Annotated in this window: 17 protein-coding genes; 10 read left to right on the plus strand and 7 right to left on the minus strand. The window is 69.3% G+C overall.

Going from position 1 to position 19,055, the window contains the following annotated elements:
* Nucleotides 1-160: 160 nt before the first annotated feature.
* The 4 genes from AC3EGR_RS20095 to AC3EGR_RS20110 form a co-directional block, all read right to left on the minus strand.
* A complete protein-coding gene (locus AC3EGR_RS20095; protein ID WP_488548297.1) occupies nucleotides 161-1,153 on the minus strand; it encodes an SCO family protein in 993 nt (330 codons plus the stop codon).
* A 7-nt stretch (nucleotides 1,154-1,160) separates the two neighbouring features.
* Complete coding sequence (locus AC3EGR_RS20100) at nucleotides 1,161-3,830, minus strand: multicopper oxidase domain-containing protein (RefSeq protein ID WP_488548298.1); 2,670 nt, start codon at nucleotides 3,828-3,830, stop codon at nucleotides 1,161-1,163.
* A 416-nt stretch (nucleotides 3,831-4,246) separates the two neighbouring features.
* Nucleotides 4,247-5,695 carry a sigma-54-dependent transcriptional regulator gene (locus AC3EGR_RS20105; protein ID WP_488548299.1) on the minus strand — a complete coding sequence of 483 codons (1,449 nt, stop codon included), beginning with the start codon at nucleotides 5,693-5,695 and terminating at the stop codon, nucleotides 4,247-4,249.
* A complete protein-coding gene (locus AC3EGR_RS20110; protein ID WP_488548300.1) occupies nucleotides 5,692-7,203 on the minus strand; it encodes a sensor histidine kinase in 1,512 nt (503 codons plus the stop codon). The genes AC3EGR_RS20105 and AC3EGR_RS20110 overlap by 4 nt, the downstream gene beginning before the upstream one ends.
* Before the next feature lie 344 nt (nucleotides 7,204-7,547).
* On the opposite strand from AC3EGR_RS20110, the gene AC3EGR_RS20115 reads away from it, so the two are divergent.
* The 5 genes from AC3EGR_RS20115 (at nucleotide 7,548) to AC3EGR_RS20135 (ending at nucleotide 12,249) form a co-directional block, all read left to right on the plus strand.
* Nucleotides 7,548-8,618 (plus strand): sensor histidine kinase, encoded by a 1,071-nt coding sequence (locus tag AC3EGR_RS20115; protein ID WP_488548301.1) that lies wholly within the window; start codon nucleotides 7,548-7,550, stop codon nucleotides 8,616-8,618.
* An 8-nt stretch (nucleotides 8,619-8,626) separates the two neighbouring features.
* Nucleotides 8,627-9,709, plus strand: coding sequence for a sensor histidine kinase (locus tag AC3EGR_RS20120; protein ID WP_488548302.1), 1,083 nt, complete (start codon nucleotides 8,627-8,629; stop codon nucleotides 9,707-9,709).
* Complete coding sequence (locus AC3EGR_RS20125) at nucleotides 9,696-10,463, plus strand: LytR/AlgR family response regulator transcription factor (RefSeq protein ID WP_488548303.1); 768 nt, start codon at nucleotides 9,696-9,698, stop codon at nucleotides 10,461-10,463. The genes AC3EGR_RS20120 and AC3EGR_RS20125 overlap by 14 nt, the downstream gene beginning before the upstream one ends.
* Before the next feature lie 18 nt (nucleotides 10,464-10,481).
* Nucleotides 10,482-10,895 (plus strand): hypothetical protein, encoded by a 414-nt coding sequence (locus AC3EGR_RS20130; protein ID WP_488548304.1) that lies wholly within the window; start codon nucleotides 10,482-10,484, stop codon nucleotides 10,893-10,895.
* A gap of 121 nt (nucleotides 10,896-11,016) precedes the next feature.
* Entirely contained in the window at nucleotides 11,017-12,249 is a 1,233-nt protein-coding gene (locus tag AC3EGR_RS20135; RefSeq protein ID WP_488548305.1) for a vanadium-dependent haloperoxidase, read from the plus strand.
* Between the two features lie 223 nt (nucleotides 12,250-12,472).
* Here the strand turns inward: AC3EGR_RS20135 and AC3EGR_RS20140 are convergent, their stop codons facing one another.
* Nucleotides 12,473-12,955 carry a hypothetical protein gene (locus AC3EGR_RS20140; RefSeq protein ID WP_488548306.1) on the minus strand — a complete coding sequence of 161 codons (483 nt, stop codon included), beginning with the start codon at nucleotides 12,953-12,955 and terminating at the stop codon, nucleotides 12,473-12,475.
* A 223-nt stretch (nucleotides 12,956-13,178) separates the two neighbouring features.
* On the minus strand, nucleotides 13,179-13,499 hold the full coding sequence (locus AC3EGR_RS20145) for a hypothetical protein (protein WP_488548307.1): 321 nt from the start codon (nucleotides 13,497-13,499) through the stop codon (nucleotides 13,179-13,181).
* A gap of 146 nt (nucleotides 13,500-13,645) precedes the next feature.
* On the opposite strand from AC3EGR_RS20145, the gene AC3EGR_RS20150 reads away from it, so the two are divergent.
* From AC3EGR_RS20150 to ygiD, 5 genes are all read left to right on the plus strand, one after another.
* Nucleotides 13,646-14,857, plus strand: a complete 1,212-nt coding sequence (locus AC3EGR_RS20150; RefSeq protein WP_488548308.1) for a TerC family protein — start codon at nucleotides 13,646-13,648, stop codon at nucleotides 14,855-14,857.
* A gap of 26 nt (nucleotides 14,858-14,883) precedes the next feature.
* Nucleotides 14,884-16,923 (plus strand): ATP-dependent zinc metalloprotease FtsH, encoded by a 2,040-nt coding sequence (ftsH, locus tag AC3EGR_RS20155; protein ID WP_488548309.1) that lies wholly within the window; start codon nucleotides 14,884-14,886, stop codon nucleotides 16,921-16,923.
* A gap of 108 nt (nucleotides 16,924-17,031) precedes the next feature.
* On the plus strand, nucleotides 17,032-17,343 hold the full coding sequence (locus AC3EGR_RS20160) for a hypothetical protein (RefSeq protein ID WP_488548310.1): 312 nt from the start codon (nucleotides 17,032-17,034) through the stop codon (nucleotides 17,341-17,343).
* 33 nt (nucleotides 17,344-17,376) lie between these two features.
* Nucleotides 17,377-17,739: a c-type cytochrome gene (locus AC3EGR_RS20165; protein WP_488548311.1), complete on the plus strand. Its 363-nt coding sequence runs from the start codon at nucleotides 17,377-17,379 to the stop codon at nucleotides 17,737-17,739.
* 36 nt (nucleotides 17,740-17,775) lie between these two features.
* Nucleotides 17,776-18,639 (plus strand): 4,5-DOPA-extradiol-dioxygenase, encoded by an 864-nt coding sequence (ygiD, locus tag AC3EGR_RS20170; protein ID WP_488548312.1) that lies wholly within the window; start codon nucleotides 17,776-17,778, stop codon nucleotides 18,637-18,639.
* Nucleotides 18,640-18,681: 42 nt separating this feature from the next.
* Here the strand turns inward: ygiD and AC3EGR_RS20175 are convergent, their stop codons facing one another.
* Nucleotides 18,682-19,053 (minus strand): hypothetical protein, encoded by a 372-nt coding sequence (locus tag AC3EGR_RS20175; RefSeq protein ID WP_488548313.1) that lies wholly within the window; start codon nucleotides 19,051-19,053, stop codon nucleotides 18,682-18,684.
* Nucleotides 19,054-19,055: the final 2 nt, after the last annotated feature.

The following is a 19,055-nucleotide window of genomic DNA, read 5'->3' on the forward strand; positions in this document are numbered from 1 at the left end:
ATCCCCAGACCGTCCAACCTGCACGGACCTGCCAATCGATGGCGTCGGTGGGGTTCGCTGGATGGTCGTCAACGCCAGCGAACCCCCGCACGCAAACAGCAGCGCCAAGCAGCGCACAACAAGAAGGGCGCCTGCGGCGCCCTTGCTGCGGTGACGGGGCTCACTTCCTGGCGACGCCCGCGTCCGCCTGTTCCAGGAAAGCCAGCAGCTGATCGACGTCCGCCGCGTTGAGCTTCAGGTTCGGCATGGCCACCCGGTTGTACTTCTCGTACTGGGAGACCGCGAGCGGGTCCTTTTCCGCCAGCATGGCATCGGGCTCCTTCAGCCAGCGCGCCAGCCAGGCGCGTTCGCGCTTGAGGGTGACGCCGGCGAGATCGGGGCCGATGAAGCGCATCGCACCGGCAGCGCCCGCTGCCACGCCGATCGTGTGGCACGAGGCGCAGCGCGTGCGGAACAGCTCCTCGCCGCGTGAATACTGCGGCAGCCGGACGGGCGCCTCCGCGTACGAGGGATCGGGGTTCTTCACAGCCACTTTCCAGTTGTGCAGCCAGCTGCCAAGCTGGGTCGCGAGCACCTCGGGGTTCTCCATCGGCGACGCCTTCATCCAGCGGCCCGTGGCCTGGTTGCCGATCACGAGGGCCAGGTCGTGGTCGTTGCTCGGTTGCCCCGACTGCAGGGGCGGCATGTACAGGCCGAGCTTGCGGCGCAGCAGGTCGATGTCCTTGCTGCGCCCGGTGAGGAAAGTCCATCCCGGACCGACGTCGAACTTGGCCGCATAGGCCTTCATGACCTCGGGCGTGTCGTTGTCCGGGTCGATCGAGATGGAATAGAAGAAGACGTCCTTGCCCATGCGGTCCGACAGGAGCTCCTGCACCTGCCGCAGTCTGGCGGTCTCCATCGAACAGGACGCCGAACACTGGGTGAAGATGAAATTGATGGCGACGACCTTGCCGCGCACGAGGTCGTCGAAGAAAAGGACCTTCTTCCCATCCTGCGTCACGAGGGGCACGTTGGGAAAATAGCTCGCGCCCCAGGGGGATTGCGCCGCGGTCGCGTCGTTCGCGGCCCGACCGGAGTCGGCGGCCACGAACGCAGCGGTCAGCCCCGCGCAGGCGACGATGGACAGACCTGCCAACTGTGCGCGGCGCATCATGCCCTCCTCAAGGCGTGGCGGGAACGAGCGCACTGAGGCCCGTGCCGGTGCCGGCGCGGAAGGTCGGCATGCCCACAGAGCGCGCGTACTGCACGCCTTCCCAGGTCGGCATCGGCGTCGGCATCACCATGAACTGCCCGGGATGCTCGATGTCCCAGCGCAGCAGCATCGAATTGTCCTCGTGCTGCGTGTTGTGGCAGTGTTCCATGTAGGTGCCGGCGAACTCGCGGAAGTGGATGGCGAATTCGACGGTCGACGTGCTGTCGGCCTCGGTGCCCACGCGGTACACGTCCTTGCGCGCCCACTTTTCCCATTCCGGAGGCGGCAATCCGCCGCGGCGCAGGATCACGCCTTCCTCGAAGTGCACGTGGATCGGGTGGCTCCAGCTACCGGCGCCGGTGAGCTTCCAGATTTCGGTGGTGCCCATCCCCTCGTACCCGGCATCGGTGGGCCCGTTCGCCAGCTGCGGTGCTCCGCTGATGCGCCGCGGATCCATGTTGTAGGCGATGCCGTTGTCGGCGCGGATGGTCCAGGGGTTCTGGTCGGTGCCGGCAAAACGGCCGAACTCGAACTCACGCCGGCGCGCGGTCTTGAGCTTGTCCATGTCGGCCGGGTTGTTGCGGTCCAGCCAGAGCGGGATCATCTTCTTGCCTTCGGCCTTGCCGGGCCGCGCCGGCTCGTAGTCGGCCGGGTTCATGCTCTGGTCGGTGCCGGCATAGGACTTCACGCGCAGCTCCAAGATCTTGCCAACGGCCGGATCTCCACCGGACCACGCGCCCGAAACGATCTGCGGGTTGTACTTTCCGGAGATGATGTCGGTCAGGGGCACGTTGCGCTTGGTCCCGAGGCCGGTGTCCTGCTCCTTCACGTTGATCAGCCACAGCCGGTCGCCCGGCAGGATGCCGTTGGCCGCGAAGTCCACCACGATGTCGTAGCGCTCGGCGATCCCCTGGGTGGGCAGGGTGCCCTTGTGATTGGCCGGGAGCCCGTCGCCCAGGTCCATCACGCCATCGAACGGCACCGCGTGCTCCATGATGTTGCCGTCGTTGGCCACCATGTGGAAGGGCACCCGGTCGTACGAGTAGATCGAACCCGGGGGACCCTTGAACTCACCGAGGATGCCCCTGCGCTCGCGCACGAGCGCCAGGGAGAGGAAGCGCGACACGGAGCCGTTCAGGATCCGGAAGCGGTAGCGGCGCGCACGCACTTCCAGGTAAGGGGCGTACTGCCAGTTCACCAGCACGCGGTCGCCGATGAAGCCGTCGGTGTTGAACGGGTTGAACCAGAGCTGCCCGTCCTTGTCCCAGGCCTTGTCCGCCACCACCAGGTTCACGTCGTAGTCGCGATTGCCCCAGGGCAGCGCCGAGCCGCTGGGCAGGCGCAGGTTGACGCCGTCGTCGACCGCCTCGTTGCCGCGGTCGATGGCGCTGTAGTAGTTCATCATCACCGCGTTGCCCTTGTAGACGTTCTGCGCGGTGAAATCGAGCATGTGGTCGTGGAACCAGTGGGTGCTCATGGTCTCGTGCCAGTCGCCGCGGATGCGGATCGTGCCGTTGTCGCACGTCTTCCAGCCGGGCGCGGCATCGTTGACCCAGAGCTTCTCGCCGGGCGCGCACGGGAACGCCGCGTGCGGGTCGCTCGCGGTGGTGTTGATCGTGTCGTAGCCGGCCAGCTGGATCGGCCAGCGATAGTCGTAGAACTGCCCGGGGAAGAAGAAGGCGTTGGCGAAGCCATCGCTCTCGGCGGGGTTGTGGCCGTTGTGCTCGTGCGTCGTGATGGTGTGCAGCCCGAAGCCGTGGTTCGCCGCGGGGTCGATCGGCAAGGCGTTGTAGTGCCGCATGAGCATCGGCTGGCCGTAGCGGGCCATCAGCAGCTTGGGCGGCAACGTGCCGTCGAAGGTCCACACGGACTTGTGGTTCTGTATGGGCATCTTCGGGTGGAAGCGGATGTCGATGCCCTTCGTGGTCCCCTCGTTTGCCGCCAGGCCCGTGGTGTTGTGGTAGAGCCCGCCCGGTCCGAACTCGCCCACGGCGTAGCCGTGGCTCTGCCTGGAGTCACGCATGCCGCCGTTGGTGCGCGCGCCCGCCTGCGCGGTCTTGAAGAAGGCCTGCGGGTAGAACTCGTTCCAGCGCTGGTGCGCCCAGCCCTCGCCGGGCGGCCGCCCCTCGGCGGGCGTTCCCGAGAGGAAGCGGTTCAGGAACTGCTCGATCTTCGCCTTCCAGGGATTCGCTTCCGAGGTGTTGGCGTATTCCGTCGGATAAGGGGCGATGCTCGGTTGCTTGAGGAAGGCCTCCAGCGCCACCGGATCCGGGCCGCTGCGGGTGACCACTTGGGGATCCTGGGAAGGCGCCGGCCCCACGGACGGTTGCGGGAACGGCAGCGTGGGAGGCGGCTGCGTGGGATCGAGCTTCTCCAGCCCGAACTCCTCGAACAGCATGAGCTTCTGGGTGAAGGGCTGGGCCCCGAACATCGGGCTGGGGTATCCATTCGTTGGGTAGTTGAAGGAGCTCTGGGCGGACTTGGGCAAGGCGTTCTCCGTCGCCGGCTGTCGCTTGTCGCCGAAGACGCCGTTGGGCAACACCAGCGCGCCCTGGTTCGCCGGCGCACTGGTCAGCAGTTGCTGCAAGGCCTGCAGCGGATTGGCAGGCTGCGCCGAGTAGGCGGAAGGATCGGTCATGGATGGCTCCCCGAAGTAGTCGAGCGCGGTCGCCTGGCTCGCGACAACGCCCAACGCTCCGAGTCCCGCCGTGCAGGACGCGGCGAGGACGAAGCCCCGCCTCACCGCGGGCTGGCGCGGCTTGCCGGAAGTGGTGCTGGTTTTCACATGTGCTCCTTGAAGAGGGCGCACGGCATCGGGCCATGCAACCGTTCTGCCTCATCCTGCAAGGGCGCACGTCGCATCAAGCGTGCCACCGCGCGCAGCGGCATGCCTGCGCGAAGCGGCGCGCGGCGCACACGAAAAGCTGTGAACTGGGTGGGCGGGGTACCCCGCCGCTGGGTGAAATGACCCGTGGTCCGCGCGCGGCCGGTGCGCGGTGGCGAGATGCCTGCGGCGGACGAAGTGTCGGCGGGCCTGGATGCCGCCAGCGTGTGCTACGACGTCGTGAAGACGGAGCCCGCGTCGTCCTGCGGGCGCGAGAGGCCCATCTTCTCGATGCGGTAGCGCATCATGTCGCGCGTGAGGCCCAGCAGCCGCGCCGAGCGCGTGACGTTCCAGCCCGTGCGCTCGAGTGCCTTCACGACGACCGTGCGCTCCGTGTCCTCGAGCGCCGCTTCGTGGCGCGGCGAGAAGGTGAACGCGATCGGGCCGGGGCCTGGCTGCACCGGCGCCATCCTCGGCGGCTCGGGGCCCAGGCCCGTGCACAGCGCAAGCTGGCCCGGGTCGATGTCGGGCCCATGCGCCAGCAGCACGGTCTGCTCCAGCGCGTTGCGCAGCTCGCGCACGTTGCCCGGCCAGGAATGGCGCAGCAGCGCCTGCCCGGCGTCCCGCGTGAAGCGCAAGCCCGGTTTGCCGTAGCGCCGCCCCTGGATGGCGAGGAAATGCCGCGCCAGCTGCAGGATGTCCTGGCCCCGTTCGCGCAGGGCCGGCACGTGGATCGAGACGATGCGCAGGCGGAAGTACAGGTCGCTGCGGAAGCGGCCTTCGCGCACCATGGCCTCGAGGTCGCGGTTGGTGGCGCTGATGATGCGCAGGTCGACCTTGCGCTCCTTCATCGCCCCGATGCGGCGCACGGACTTCTCCTCCAGCAGCTTCAGCAGCTTGGCCTGCAGGGCCGGCTCCAGCTCGCCGATCTCGTCGAGGAACAAGGTGCCGCCGTCGGCCGCCTCGACCAGGCCGGTGCGGCGCTCCTTGGCATCGGTGAAGGCGCCCTTCTCGTGCCCGAACAGCTCGGACTCCAGCAGGTGCGAAGGAATCGAGGCGCAGTTGATCTCGACGAAGGGCGCCTGGCTGCGGCGCCCGTCGAAATGCAGGGAACGCGCGACCAGCTCCTTGCCCGCGCCGGTCTCGCCCGTGATCAGCACCGTCGGCAAGTCGCCGTCGGCCACGCGCCGCTCGGCTTCCAGCAGGCGGGAGATCGTCGCCTTGAGCTCCTTCATCGCGCCCGATTCGCCGATCAGCGAGCGCACGCCGGCGCCGCTGGCCTGGCGCTCGTGGTGGAACTGCAGGGTCTGCTCCATGCGCGCGGCGCCGATCGCGCGCTCCAGCAGCAGGTGCAGTTCGGCCAGCACGACCGGCTTGATCACGTAGTCGTAGGCACCGGCCTTCATGGCCTGCACCGCGGTCTGCGCGCTGTCGTCGCCGGTCATGACGATGCATTTGACGTGCGCGTCGGCTTCGCGCATCTTCTGGATCATGTCCACGCCGGTCATGCGCGGCAGCCTGTGGTCCGTCACGACCGCATCGGGACGCAGCTGCTCCCAGGTGGCCAGCCCCTGCTCGGCGCTGCCGCAGGTTTCGACCTCCCAGCCCTGGCGCGCCAGGTAGGCGGCGATGTTGCCCGCCTGGATGGCATCGTCTTCCACGACGAGGATGGTGCTCATGTCGCCTCCTGGGTCCTGAACTGGAGCCGGACCCGCGTGCCCACGGCTTCCACGCTGGAGAGGATCACCCGCCCGCCGAAACGCTGCATGGCGCGCTGCAGCATGGGCAGTCCGACGCCCAGGCCGTGGGCCTTGGTGGTCTGGAAGGGGCGGAAGGCCGCGTCCAGCTGCTGCGTTGTCATGCCCACGCCGGTGTCGCTGACCGTCAATTCCACGCCATTCGCATCCGTCTCGCGCAGCTGGATGCGCATCTCGCCACCGGACGGCATGGCCTCCACCGCGTTGGAGACGACGCTGTGGATCGCCTGGCGGTACAGGGAGGTGTTGCCTTGCACGATGACATGCTCGCCGGCCTCGCCGTCCTCGCCGTCCCAATGCACGCGGATGCCCTGCCGCTCGAAGGCGGGCGCGAACGAGGCGAGCACGCTGCGCAGCAGGGCCTGCAGGTCCACCGGCTCCGAAGTGCCCGCCATGGGGCGGGAGTACAGCAGCAGCTCGCGGATCCACTGCGCCAGGAAGTCGACCTGCGTGATGATGTCTTCCGCGTTCTTTTGCACCGAGGCGTCGCCGCTGCCGTAGGCGAGCTCCGCGCTGTTGCGGACGTTCGACAGCGGGTTGCGCAGGCTGTGCGCGAGCGCGGTCGCCAGCTCGCCGGCGAACAGCTGGGACTGTGCTTCCACCAGCTGCCGCTGCTGCTGCTGCAGCAGGCGGTTGCCGCGCCAGGCGATGCTGAAAAGCCCGATGTACACGACCGCGCCACCCAGCATTGTGGTGGCCCAGACCAGGAGCTGCCCGGTGTGGATCGACTCCACCAGGTCACCGGGCTCCTTGTAGATCTCGACCACGGCCGCGACCTTGCCTTCGGCATCGATCAGGGGCACGTAGTTCTCGACGAAGGGGCCCGTGGGAAGCACCAGGAAGTCCATGTTGTGCCGCACGGTATTCGTGCCGCTGTGGTGCAGTGCGACTTCCTTGCGCGTGGCGAACGCTTCCGCCAGCTCGTTGTCGTCGCGCCCCCGGCTTCCGAGCAGCCCGGTGTTGGTGGACCAGACGACCATCCGGTCGGGCGCGTACACGTTCGTCACGAGGGCCCCTGGAAGCAGCCCCAGGTGCTCGAAGACCTCGGAGCGCGCCCGTGCGACGGCTTCGCCGTCCAGGCCGGCGGCGGACGGATCCACGCGCGCATCGAGGAAGCGGCTCAGGTCGTTGGCGCCGAACATGCCGGACTCGACGGCGACGCAGTTGCGGATGAACTCGGCCGTCAGGAGAGCGTCGCGACTCAGGGCCTGCTCGGCAACGAAATGTGACAGGACCAGCCCGGTTACAGCCGCGACCGGGACCAGCGCGGCCAGGCTCGCGATGGCGAACCAGCGCAACAGATCGAAGGGCCTGGGCGCCGGCGCCACGCGCGCCTCCGCCTCCCGGGCGCGCTTGGTGTTCGCACCCGGAATGGTGTGCGGCCCGAGTGTGCTCGCCGGCAGCAACTCCCCAATGCAACCCCGTTCCATTGGCCCTCCTGCCTGCCAGGTCGCGGACCCGAAAAGCCCGTCCTGTAGCGATTCAGTATTTAGCAGGAAAGAAAACATTGCAAATGCCAGCAGCGATTTGTTACTTATTTCAGCGGAATAAACGAGCGAAACCTGACGCCCGTCAAGCGTGGCCCGGGCGCGAATCTCCCGCGCGGTCGCCCCGTTCATCTCCAATCCAGGCGCATTCGTTCCCGCGAAAGCCGGCTTCATCCTCGCGGGGCTGGTCATGAGGACGGAGGCCGCCGCAGAATGTCCCGTCCGGTTAGCGGGAGTCCTCCATGCTCGGCGCCGTGCGGCTCGCAGTTCCAGGCGGCAGCTATCCCATGCGCGTGCTCCGCGCGCTGGAGTGGCCGCGCGTGGTCGCGGCCGCCCTCACCGCGCTGCTGCTGTCCGTCGGCACCCTGGTCAGCCCCACCCTGCTGGACTTCTTCTCGCCGGCGGAAGTCGCGCTGGCCTGGCTGGAGCACCTGGCCGAACTCGCCGTGCTGGCAGCAGGCCTGGTGCTCGCCTACACGCTGCTCGACGAGGGGCTGCCCCCGGGGCTGCCCATGCGGCTCGGCCTGCTCTGCGTGCTGCTGTTCGCGGCCTCGGGCGTGCTCGCCCTGCTGCTCCATGCGTACTACGCGCGCGGCTTCGCGCACCTGCCGCCGCCCTTGCGCCTGCTCTCGGACGCCTTCCACTTCGGCCTGCCCGCCGTTCTGCTGGCGGTGGTGGCCGACATCCATCGGCAGTCGCTGCGCGCCGACTCGGACGCCCTCGCCGCGGAACTGGCGCGCATGCAGCAAAGCCAGGGCGACCTGGAGCAGCAGCTGGCCTTGCTGCAGGCGCAGATCGAGCCGCACTTCCTGTTCAACATGCTGGGCAACGTCCGCAGGCTCTATCGCACCGAGCCGCTGGCCGGGGCGGAAGCGATCGGCCACCTGATGCGTTACCTGCGCACGGCGATGCCGCAACTGCGCAACGCCAGCGGCTCCGTGGGCGACGAGCTGGCCCTCGTGCGCGCCTACCTGGAACTGCACCGCATCCGCATGGGCCGCCGGCTGGAGTTCGCAATCGATGCGGATCCGGCGGTCACCGGGCTCGCGTTTCCGCCCATGCTGGCCGTGACGCTGGTGGAGAACGCGATCCGGCACGGCATCGAGCCCGCGGGCGCCGGCCGCGTGACCGTGAACGCGCGGCACAGCGGCGAATCGCTGGAGATCGAGGTGGCCGACGACGGCGTCGGCTTCGGCGCGGCGGCCAGCAGCGGAACGGGCGTGGGCCTGTCCAACGTGCGCCGGCAGCTTGCCGCGCGCTACGGCGCGCACGGGCGGCTGGCGCTGACTTCCGCCAGCCCGCGCGGTGCTTGCGCGCGCATCCGCATTCCCTGGCCCGCCGCCGCCACGGTCCGTTAGGGCAGCGCATGCAAGCGTACTCCGCCTCCCTTTCGCCCTTGCCGGCCGCGGCGCAGGAGTTGCGCGCCTGGTGCGCAGCCCATCCGCGCGCGATCGCCATGGCCGGGCTGCTGGCAGCCGCCGCACCGCTGAAGTTCTTCGTCGGCTTCCTTTCCGTCAGCCGGGAAGCGGGAGTCGCCGCCGTCGCGGAAGTGGGCCTGTGGTGGGCCTTGTACGCGGCGATCTTCTGGGTCTCGCTCCTGTTCGCGGGAAACGTCGGCGAGCGGGTCACCCGCGGTGCAACGCGCCTGCGCCGCCTGGGCACGTGGGTTCCGCTGGCCCTGGGCTGCGCCGCGGCGGCGAATTTCCTCACCGTGCCGCGCGCGCGCGTGCTCATCGAGCATGGCCTCGTGCAAGGGGAGCTGCCCATGCATCTGTATGCGACGGCACTGTCCTTCACGCTGGCCATGCTGTACTTCGTGCACCTGGAACGCACGCGCGTCCACGAGCGTGCCGCGGCACGGCTGGCCGCGGCGCAGGCGGCGCAGCGCGAAGCCCGCCGGCGCCAGGTCCGGATGGAGTTGCAGGCCACGCAGGCCCGCATCGACCCGCAGCTGCTGTTCGACATGCTCGAAGCCGTGCGGCAGGCCTATACCTCGGATCCGGCGCGGGCCGAACGCCTGCTGGACGAGCTGATCGCCTTCCTGCGTGCCGCGCTGCCGCGCATCCGCGTGCTCGCGTCCAGCGTCGCCCGCGAGGCCGAACTCGCACGCGCGTACGTGAGGCTGCTCGCCCTGGCGCGCTGCAGCGACTGGACGCTGCAGCTGGAACTGTCGCACGAGGCCATGCACGCACGCTTTCCGCCGGGCGCGCTGCTCCCGCTCGTGGCGGACGCCTTTCGCACGTGCGGCGGCGACTGCACCTTGCGGGCCGACTGCAGGGACGGCAACTGCCGGGTCGTCCTGCGGCTGCCGGCCACCCCCGCCGATCGCGCCATCCTTGCCGTGCATGCCCTCCTGCGCGAAACGGACGGACCGACCGCGACCCTGTCCTCCGACGTGGCCGCCGGCCACTGCCGGATCCTGATCCAGGTGCCCCATGAACCGGCCTGAAGCCCACCCCACGGCGGTCATCGCGGAAGACGAGGCCCTGCTCGCCGACGAACTGGCCGAGTTGCTGAACGCCTTGTGGCCGCAGCTAAGCATCGCCGCACAGGCCAGCGACGGCGTGGAGGCGCTGCACGCGATCGAGGCGCATGCGCCGGACGTCGCCTTCCTCGACATCCGCATGCCGCTGCTCAGCGGCCTGGAGGTGGCGCGCCGCATCCCCGGCGGGACCCACGTGGTCTTCATCACCTCGTACGACGATCACGCGCTGGCCGCCTTCGACGCCGGCGCCATCGACTACGTGCTGAAGCCGCCTTCGGCGGACCGGATGCTGACCACGCTGCAGCGCGTGAAGGAGCGGCTGCGCCAGCCCGGCCCCGCGCCGCGGCCGCAACTGCCGGAGCTCGCGTCACCTGCCCTGGAGCAGCCGCGCCGCTTCCTGCAATGGATCAATGCGTCGCGCGGCGCCGCCGTGCGGCTGATCACGGTGGAGGAGATCCTCTACTTCAAGTCTGACCAGAAGTTCACCCTGGTCGTGACCGCCGATTCCGAGTCGCTGATCCGCAAGACCATCCGCGAACTGAGCGAGGAGCTCGACCCGCAGGTGTTCTGGCAGGTCCACCGCTCCACCATCGTGAACCTGCATGCCATCGACAGCGTCGCGCGGGACGAGCGCGGCAACCTGGGGCTGCGGCTGAAGAACCGCAAGGAAGCGCTGGCGGTCAGCGAAGCGCACGCGCACCGCTTCCGGCAGATGTGAAAGCAAAGGAGTGACTCCATGGAGGACCACATGAATCCCCAAGCGCTCAGCAGGCGCCAGGCCTTCGCGCTCCTGTCGGCGCTCGGCGTCGCCACGGACGCCGTGGCACAGGACGCCGTGACCTCGGACCCGCGTTCGTTCCGCGTGCTGGTGGACAACCCGAGCGTGCGCGTGCTGGAGTTCCGCAGCCGCCCGGGTCTCGGGGTCTGCGGCGAGGGCCTGCACTACCACCCGGCACACGTCACCGTGTCGCTCACGGGCGCCAGGCTCAAGCGCACCGTCGACGGCAAGGCGAGCTTCGTCGAGATCCCGCCTGGCCATGTGTTCTACGCGGAGGCGGAGACGCACGCGGCCGAAGTGATCGGCGGCCCCAACACCCGCACCTACATCGTCGAGCTCAAGGGCAAGGACTGGCGCCCCAGCACCGGCTGACGCGGCGTCCATCCGCCCGGGGCGGCGTCCAGGCATCGCTTTGCCGGGCCCGTCGCCTTCCCGGTGCGGCGGCGCGAAGCGCTGGCTAGATTGATCCGCATCCCACCGAGAAGGAGATGCCATGAAGCCAGCCAGCCGATTCCCCTGGACGCCTGCCCTGTTGCTGTCCGCAGCGGTGCTGTCGCCGCTGCTCGCGCGCGCGGACGCCGTTACCGACTGGAACGAGAAGGCGGTGACCGCGGTCTACGCGGCGCGCGTCAGCCCCGACATGCAGTCGCGCTGCATGAGCATCATGCACCTCGCCATCTTCGAGGCGCTCAATTCGATCCAGCCGCGCTACAAGCCTTACCGCCAGGCCTTGCCGGTGGAACCCGGCGCGCTCCCGGATGCCGCGACGGCCGCCGCAGCGCACGCCGTGCTCGTCAAGCTGATGCCGGACCAGGCCAAGGAACTGGACGCCGCCTACCAGGCGGACCTCGCGAAACTGCCGGACGGGCCGGGCAAGGCGGCCGGCATCCGGCTGGGCGAGCGCTCCGCCGCCGTCATCCTCGCAGAGCGGGAGCAGGACGGGTCGGCAGCGCCGATCACCTATCGCCCCTTGACGCAGCCCGGCAAGTACGTGCCCACGACGCTGCCGCAATCGTCCACCTGGGGAGCGGTCAAGCCCTTCGTGCTCAAGTCCGGCGACCAGTTCCGCCCGCCGCCGCCGTACGACCTCAAGAGCGCGCGCTGGGCGACCGACTACAACGAGGTGAAGCGGTTCGGCGCCAAGACCGGGTCGGCGCGCAACAAGGAGCAGGACGACATCGCGAAGTTCTGGCAGCTCACGGGCGCGGCGACGTACAACCCGGTGACACGGCACGTGGCAGCGGCCCGCGGCCTCGACCCGCTGGACAGCGCGCGCGTGTTCGCCTTGTCCTCGATGGCCACCGCGGATGCGGCCGTCGCCCTGTTCGAGGCCAAGTACGCGCACGGCTTCTGGCGCCCCGTCACCGCCATCCGCAACGGCGACATCGACGGCAACGACGCGACCGAGCGCGACGCGGCCTGGGAACCCCTCATCGCCACGCCCATGCACCCGGAATATCCGTGCGCGCACTGCACCTTCCAGGGTGCGGCGGCGGGCGTGCTGCAGGTGATGTACGGGGATGCGATGCCCAAGGTCACGCTCACCAGCAGCGCGGCGCCGGGCATCACGCGCTCGTACGAGCGCCTGTCCGACTATGTCGCCGACGTGATCAACGGGCGCGTCTACGAGGGCGTGCATTACCGGGCTTCGGGCGAGGTCGGCGCCGCGCTCGGACGCCGGGTCGCCGAGGAAGTCGTGCGCACGCAGCTCACGCCGCTTCCGTAAGGCACCGAGGGAAGGCCGCTGCGCGAGGGCGGCCTTCCCGCTTGCGGCGAGCAGATGGAGGCATGCCTCCTGCGTGCACGATCCCGGCTTGCTCCTACAACACGCGCGCACCACGGCGCTAGAGTGGTCAGGCCGCGCAGTCGCGCGGAAAAGTAAAGGAGACCACCATGCCCAGAGGTTCCACCCCCAAGGAAGAACGCCAGTACGAGCACATCAAGGAAAGCTACGAGAAGAGGGGCCAGAAGGGCCGCGCCGAGGAGATCGCCGCGCGCACCGTGAACAAGGAGCGGGCCGAAAAGGGCGAGACCAAGACTTCCAGCAAGTCCGGCTCGCGCTCTTCCTCCACCGCTTCGAAATCCGGCAGCCGCGCGAGCGCCAAGAGCAGCGGCTCGCGTTCCAGCAGCTCCCGTTCGAGCACCACCAGCAAGCCCAAGGCCAGCAGCGCCTCGCGTTCGAGCAGCTCCCGTTCGAGCACCGCCAGCAAGCCCAAGGCCAGCAGCAGCTCGCGTTCCAGCAGCTCCCGTTCGAGCACCGCCAGCAAGCCCAAGGCCAGCAGCAGCTCGCGTTCGAGCACCTCCCGTTCGAGCACCGCCAGCAAGCCCAAGGCCAGCAGCAGCTCGCGTTCGAGCACCTCCCGTTCGAGCACCGCGAGCAAGCCCAAGGCCAGCAGCAGCTCGCGTTCGAGCAGCTCCCGTTCGGGCAGCAAGCCGAGCGCCAGCAGCGGTTCGCGCCGCAGCTCGCGTTCCAGCAGCTCGCGCAGCTCCTAGCCCCCGCGCTGCGGCACCAGGCGGCGCAGCAGCGCCGTCAGCCTGCAGCCTGCCCCGCACGGCGAACGCCGTGCAGGCAGGCGCCTCCGGCCAGCCCGCGAGGCGCCACAGCACCGTGTCCATCAGGGGTGAGCCCCCCTCCGTTGTCAGCCGGCCGCAGTGCTAGTCGCCGCAGGCGTCCATGCGCGCGTTGGGCACGTCCTTGATGCCGCGGTTGCGCGCGCGCTCGGCGGCCAGCTTCAGCTGCTCGTCGCGCATTCGCCGGCATTCGGCCGGCGTCGGCGCCGAGATCATGCGCTGGCGATAGGCGTCTCGCTCCTGGTCCGTCATCATGTCCCAGCCCGGCGTGTAGTCCGCGCCCACCTTGGCCGGAGGTGCCCGCACCACGGAGGCGGGGTCGGCCGGGCGCGGCGGCTGCTGGGCGGCCGCGGCTGCGCACAGCAGGCAAGCGGCGGCGCCGGCCACGGGCGAAGCGATGCGCATGGACGACCTCCTTGCGGTAGTTCCGCCCCACTTTGCCCGGCGCCGCGCGCGTCGCACTTGCGATGGATCAAGTCCGCGCCACGTCCCGGGCCCCCGCCATCCCCGGCATGATGTTTCCCCCCGCGCTTCGGCCTGGAGAAGAAGACATGCCGCATGCCCCCATCGCCTGGGAACTCACGCTCGCGCTGATCCTCGGCCTGCTGCTCTACGACTACTTCTTCCACGTGCGCACGGCCCACGTGCCGCAGATCGGCGAGGCGGCGCGCTGGTCGGCGCTTTACGTGGGCGTGGCGATTGCCTTCGGCGGCGCGGTCTGGTTCTTCGGCGGCAGCGAACTGGGCATCCAGTACTTCGCCGGTTACCTGACGGAAAAAGCGCTCTCCATCGACAACGTGTTCGTGTTCCTGCTGATCATGAACAGCTTCAAGGTGCCGCGCGAGGACCAGCAGAAGGCGCTGCTCATCGGCATCGTCATCGCGCTGCTCGCGCGCGCGGGCTTCATCTTCCTGGGCGCGGCGCTGATCGAGCGCTTCGCCTGGGTCTTCTACATCTTCGGCATCGTCCTGCTGATGACGGCCGGGCACATGATGGTGCCGGAGGACCGCCGCCGAGACGAGGAGTCGGAAGGGGTGGTGCTGCGCATGACGCGCGCCTTCATGCCCGCCGGCTGCGCCTACGACGGCGACAGGTTCTTCACCGTGCGCGACGGCAAGCGCGTCATGACGCCCATGCTGCTGGTCGTCGTGGCGCTGGGCCTGACGGACATCCTGTTCGCGCTGGACTCGATCCCCGCCATCTTCGGCCTGACCACGGACGTCTTCATCGTCTTCACCGCCACCGCCTTCTCGCTGCTCGGCCTGCGGCAGCTGTTCTTCCTGATCGAGGGCCTGCTCGAGCGCCTGCTGTACCTCTCCTACGGCCTGGCCGCCATCCTGGCGTTCATCGGCATCAAGCTGGTGCTGCACGCCCTGCACGAGAACAACGTGCCCTTCATCAACGAGGGCGCGCCGGTGAACGTGATCGAGATCACCACCGTCACCTCGCTCGTGGCGATCGTCGGCATCCTCGCGGTGACGGTGCTGCTGTCCCTGTACAGCCCGCGCGGCAAGGCGAAAACCGCCGTCGGCCGCCTGCGCCGGCGCCTGCAGGCGTGGCAGGACCTGGACGCGGGCGCCGCCTTCCCGGCCGACCGCGTGGCCGCCTACGACGCCCTCGTGCAGGCGGAGCGGGCGGTGCGCGCCCTGCCCGAGGAGTACCGCGCGATGATCCACGAGCGGCAGACCCTGCGCGAAATGCTGGCCGACGCCCACGCGCGCCAGGCGGCGCGGCCGCCCACGGAACGTCCGGGCACGGCATGATGGGGGGCTGACTTCCCTGCCCTGCCATGAACGGCCAGAACACCAATACCAAACCTCCCGGCAACTCCGCCATCCAGCGCACGCCGATGCCCCCGCGGCGCTTCTGGATCCTGTTCGCCACGGTCCTGCTCGTCAACTGGCTCATCAGCAGCTACCTGTTCCCCGGCGACGCCCCGGTCACGGTGCCTTACACCGAGTTCCGCGAGCAGGCCGGCCAGGGCAACGTGAGCTCGATCTACAGCCGCGGCAACACCATCGAGGGCCGCTTCAAGGCGCCGGTCACCTGGCCGCCAGCCAAGCCCGCCGCGCAACCGGGCCAGCACACGCCGCCCCGCGAGCGCCCCATTCCCGGAGAGACACGCGGACCGTCGCGCACCGCCAGCACCTTCAGCACCGAGCTGCCCACCTTCTTCGACAAGGACCTGGAGAAGTTCCTGATCGACCACGGCGTGGAGATCGGCGCCGTGCCCATCAACCAGGGCAGCCTGCTGGCGACCATCCTTTATGGCTTCGGCCCCGCCCTGCTGATCATCGGCTTCTACGTCTGGATGTACCGGCGCGCGGCCAAGCAGGGCGGCGGTGGGGGCGGCTTCGGCGGCGGCGTGTTCGGGCTGGGGCGCAGCAAGGCCAAGCGCTACGACAACGCGGACGCGGCCAACCGCGTGACCTTCGAGGACGTGGCCGGCATCGACGAGGCCGAGAACGAGCTGGTGGAGATCGTCGAATTCCTGAAGAACCCGCAGAAGTACACCCGCCTGGGTGGCACCGCGCCCAAGGGGGTGCTGCTGATCGGCTCGCCCGGCACCGGCAAGACGCTGCTGGCGCGCGCGGTGGCCGGCGAGGCCGGCGTGCCCTTCTTCAGCATGAGCGCCGCGGAGTTCGTGGAGATGATCGTGGGCGTCGGGGCCGCGCGCGTGCGCGACCTGTTCAAGCAGGCCCGGGAAAGCGCGCCGGCCATCATCTTCATCGACGAGATCGACGCCATCGGCCGCGCCCGCGGCCAGGTGGCCATCGGCGGGTCGAGCGAGCAGGAGCAGACGCTGCAGCAGATCCTGACCGAGATGGACGGCTTCAGCGGCCGCGAAGGCATCATCGTGCTGGCCGCCACCAACACGCCCGACGTGCTGGACCGCGCGCTGCTGCGCCCCGGCCGCTTCGACCGCCGCGTGGTGGTGAACCTGCCGGACAAGACCGGCCGCGAAGCGATCCTGAAGGTGCACGTGCGCAAGGTGCCCCTGGCCGCCGACGTGCACCTGGAGGAACTGGCGCAGTCCACGCCGGGCTTCTCCGGCGCCGACCTCAAGAACCTGGTCAACGAGGCCGCGCTGCTGGCCGCCCGGCGCGACGAGACCGAGGTGCACAACAAGGACTTCCTGGACGCGCTGGAAAAGATCGTGCTGGGCCCCGAACGGCCGCTGCTGCTGACGGCCGACGACCGCGAGCGCATCGCCTACCACGAGGGCGGGCATGCCGTGCTGGGCCTGGTGGTGCCCGGGGCCGACCCGGTGCACCGCGTGAGCATCGTGCCGCGCGGCCAGGCGCTGGGCGTGACCTACCAGCGCCCGCAGACCGACCGCTACAACTACCCCGAGGCCTACCTGCGCGCGCGCATCGTCGGCATGCTGGGCGGCCGGGCCGCGGAGGAAGTGGTGTACGGCACCAAGACCACCGGCGCCGAGAACGACATCGAGCAGGCCACGAACCTGGCGCGCAACATGGTCACGCGCTGGGGCATGAGCGAGCAGATCGGCATGGTGCAGCTCGCACCCCGCGGCAACGCCTACCTGGGCGTGGGCGGCAGCTTCGGCGGCGACAAGCCCTTCAGCGAGGAGACGGCCAAGCTGATCGACGACGAGGTGCACCGCATCATCAACGGCTGCCACGAGCAGGCCCTGCGCCTGCTGCGCGAGCACCGCAAGTCGCTGGACGGCCTGGTGCGCGCGCTGCTGGAAAAGGAGACGCTGAGCGAGCAGGAGATCCTGCAGGCCACCGGCCTGCCGCCGGCGCCGGAGCTGCAAAGCCGGCCGCTGCACGACCTGGTGCAGCAGACGCCCCAGGCCGGCTGAGGTGAGCATGCGGATGCTGTGCGTACACGCACGGCATCACGCATCCGCCGCTTTCGCGCGCGGCGAGCGGCTCCTAGATTGGGATCGTCCTTCCAGAGGAGATCCCCCATGCGAGCGTTCCTGCTGACCGCCTGCCTGGCCGCCTGCACGGCCATCGCCGCGGCCGAGCCGCCCGACACCACCGCCCAGGGCACGTCACCGCGCCTGGCCGACCACCCGGCGATCGCAGCGCGGCGCGTGATTGCGCAACAGGGCTACGACTACGCCGCCCAGTTCTACCCGCATCCGGCCTGGCTGTACCTGTCGGCCGAAGCGCCCCACCCCATGGCGCAGCACCCCGCCGTGATCGTCTTCGAGCGCGCGCAGGAAGAGCGCCGTCACCTCACCGAACGGGCCGAGCTCGCGGCCAGGGAACCCTGAGATCCCGCGATGACGCTGCAAGGCCGAAGCCGGATGTGGCTCCTCGCGGCGCTCGCCGTGGCCACGCTCGCGGCGCCTGCCGCGGCAGGGCCCGCGGCCCCGCCCGACGAAGCGTTGCGGCAGGAGCTCGTGACCGGCTGGACGGCGCTGCGCGCGATGGACTGCGCGCGCTGCCACGGCCGCAACCTCGACGGCTGGGCCGCACCCTCGCTCGTCGCCGCCGTGCGCGAGGGCAGCCGCGAACGCTTCGAGCGCATCGTGCTCGACGGGAACACGGGGCGCGCCATGCCGGGCTACCGCAGCCAGCCGGCCGTCGTGGACGCCCTTGCTGCGATCTACGCGTACCTGGCGGCGCGCGCCGACGGCACGATCGACACCAGCGCACCCCGGCCTTGAAAGGGTGTGGCCGCCGAACGGGAACATACTGGCGGCATGAACACCACCTCCCGCATGCCCGCGGCCTTCATCGGCCACGGTTCGCCCATGAACACGCTGGAGCAGAACGACTTCACGCGCGCCTGGCGTGCGCTGGGGCAGGCCGTGCCGCGGCCGCGCGCGGTGCTGTGCGTGTCGGCGCACTGGTTCGTGCCGAGCACCGCCGTGACGGCGATGCGCCAGCCACGCGTGATCCACGACTTCTACGGCTTCCCGCCGGAACTCTTCGCGTTCGACTACCCGGCGCCGGGGGACCCGCAGCTGGCGCAGGAGGTGGTCGACCTGCTGAAGCCGACGTACGCGGGGCTGGACCACGACAGCTGGGGGCTGGACCACGGCACGTGGTCCGTGCTGGCGCACGTGTTCCCACAGGCGGACATCCCGGTGCTGCAGCTGTCCATCCATGCGGGCGCGCCGCTGGCGTACCACATCGAGCTGGGCGCGCGCCTGTCACCGCTGCGGGACCGGGGCGTGTTCGTCGTGGGCAGCGGCAACGTGGTGCACAACCTGCGGATGATGAACCGCAGCTATGGGGACCGCGGCTTCGACTGGGCCGAGCGCTTCGATGCGCACGTACGCGAAGTGATGACCACGCGGCCCGGGGAGCTGGCGGAGGTGGCACAGGACCCGGATTGCGCGCTGGCGGTGCCCACGGCGGAGCACTTCCTGCCGCTGGCGTACATCGCGGGGATGGCCGCTGCCTCGGGCGAGACGCCGCAGGCGTTTGCGGAGGGGCGCACGCTGGGGTCGCTGAGCATGACCAGCTACCTGGTGGGCATGCCGGTGCCGCGGGTGCAGGAAACGGGGGACGAGACGCAGACCTTGCCGGGCCAGGTGCCGCCGGAGCAGACGAATACGTGACGATTGCGCGTGGGCTTGGATGTTATCCTGTCGCAATCCGCCTTACTCTTGGACCTCCGCGTCATCGCCAGGCCTCGATGTCTCATTGGAAGCGCTGTATCGGCGCCGTAGGCTTTCGTAGTTGCCGGACGCCTTCATGAGCGCGCGGTTGGCGTCTAGGATCAACTTCTCTGCCCGCTGATCATTCTCGGGACCCTGCCTGATAAGTGACTCAGCTTCGGTCAACGCATCACGGCAACGTTCGTACATGCCCACAGATTCAAGGTCCGGTCGCACCGCTTCAAGTTGCTCGTAGTACCTTGGAAACCCGTCGGATAGGTAAAAGTCGTTCACTCCGCGTCTATACAGAGCGATGCCCCCCTGCGCAGCTTCGAGCACGCTCTCAAACTCCACCAAAGACGGTTTGATTTTCATGA

The sequence above is a fragment of the Ramlibacter sp. G4-7 genome (genome assembly GCF_057784995.1).

Excerpts from the sequence above, each read along its gene's own strand:
- AC3EGR_RS20150 (WP_488548308.1), top strand. The coding sequence starts at position 13,646 with ATGCCGCATGCCCCCATCGCCTGGGAACTCACGCTCGCGCTGATCCTC.
- ftsH (WP_488548309.1), top strand. The coding sequence starts at position 14,884 with ATGAACGGCCAGAACACCAATACCAAACCTCCCGGCAACTCCGCCATC.
- ygiD (WP_488548312.1), top strand. The coding sequence starts at position 17,776 with ATGAACACCACCTCCCGCATGCCCGCGGCCTTCATCGGCCACGGTTCG.
- AC3EGR_RS20125 (WP_488548303.1), top strand. The coding sequence starts at position 9,696 with ATGAACCGGCCTGAAGCCCACCCCACGGCGGTCATCGCGGAAGACGAG.
- AC3EGR_RS20110 (WP_488548300.1), bottom strand. The coding sequence starts at position 7,203 with ATGGAACGGGGTTGCATTGGGGAGTTGCTGCCGGCGAGCACACTCGGG.
- AC3EGR_RS20165 (WP_488548311.1), top strand. The coding sequence starts at position 17,377 with ATGTGGCTCCTCGCGGCGCTCGCCGTGGCCACGCTCGCGGCGCCTGCC.
- AC3EGR_RS20130 (WP_488548304.1), top strand. The coding sequence starts at position 10,482 with ATGGAGGACCACATGAATCCCCAAGCGCTCAGCAGGCGCCAGGCCTTC.
- AC3EGR_RS20095 (WP_488548297.1), bottom strand. The coding sequence starts at position 1,153 with ATGATGCGCCGCGCACAGTTGGCAGGTCTGTCCATCGTCGCCTGCGCG.
- AC3EGR_RS20175 (WP_488548313.1), bottom strand. The coding sequence starts at position 19,053 with ATGAAAATCAAACCGTCTTTGGTGGAGTTTGAGAGCGTGCTCGAAGCT.
- AC3EGR_RS20135 (WP_488548305.1), top strand. The coding sequence starts at position 11,017 with ATGAAGCCAGCCAGCCGATTCCCCTGGACGCCTGCCCTGTTGCTGTCC.
- AC3EGR_RS20120 (WP_488548302.1), top strand. The coding sequence starts at position 8,627 with ATGCAAGCGTACTCCGCCTCCCTTTCGCCCTTGCCGGCCGCGGCGCAG.
- AC3EGR_RS20105 (WP_488548299.1), bottom strand. The coding sequence starts at position 5,695 with ATGAGCACCATCCTCGTCGTGGAAGACGATGCCATCCAGGCGGGCAAC.
- AC3EGR_RS20100 (WP_488548298.1), bottom strand. The coding sequence starts at position 3,830 with ATGACCGATCCTTCCGCCTACTCGGCGCAGCCTGCCAATCCGCTGCAG.
- AC3EGR_RS20160 (WP_488548310.1), top strand. The coding sequence starts at position 17,032 with ATGCGAGCGTTCCTGCTGACCGCCTGCCTGGCCGCCTGCACGGCCATC.
- AC3EGR_RS20115 (WP_488548301.1), top strand. The coding sequence starts at position 7,548 with ATGCGCGTGCTCCGCGCGCTGGAGTGGCCGCGCGTGGTCGCGGCCGCC.
- AC3EGR_RS20145 (WP_488548307.1), bottom strand. The coding sequence starts at position 13,499 with ATGCGCATCGCTTCGCCCGTGGCCGGCGCCGCCGCTTGCCTGCTGTGC.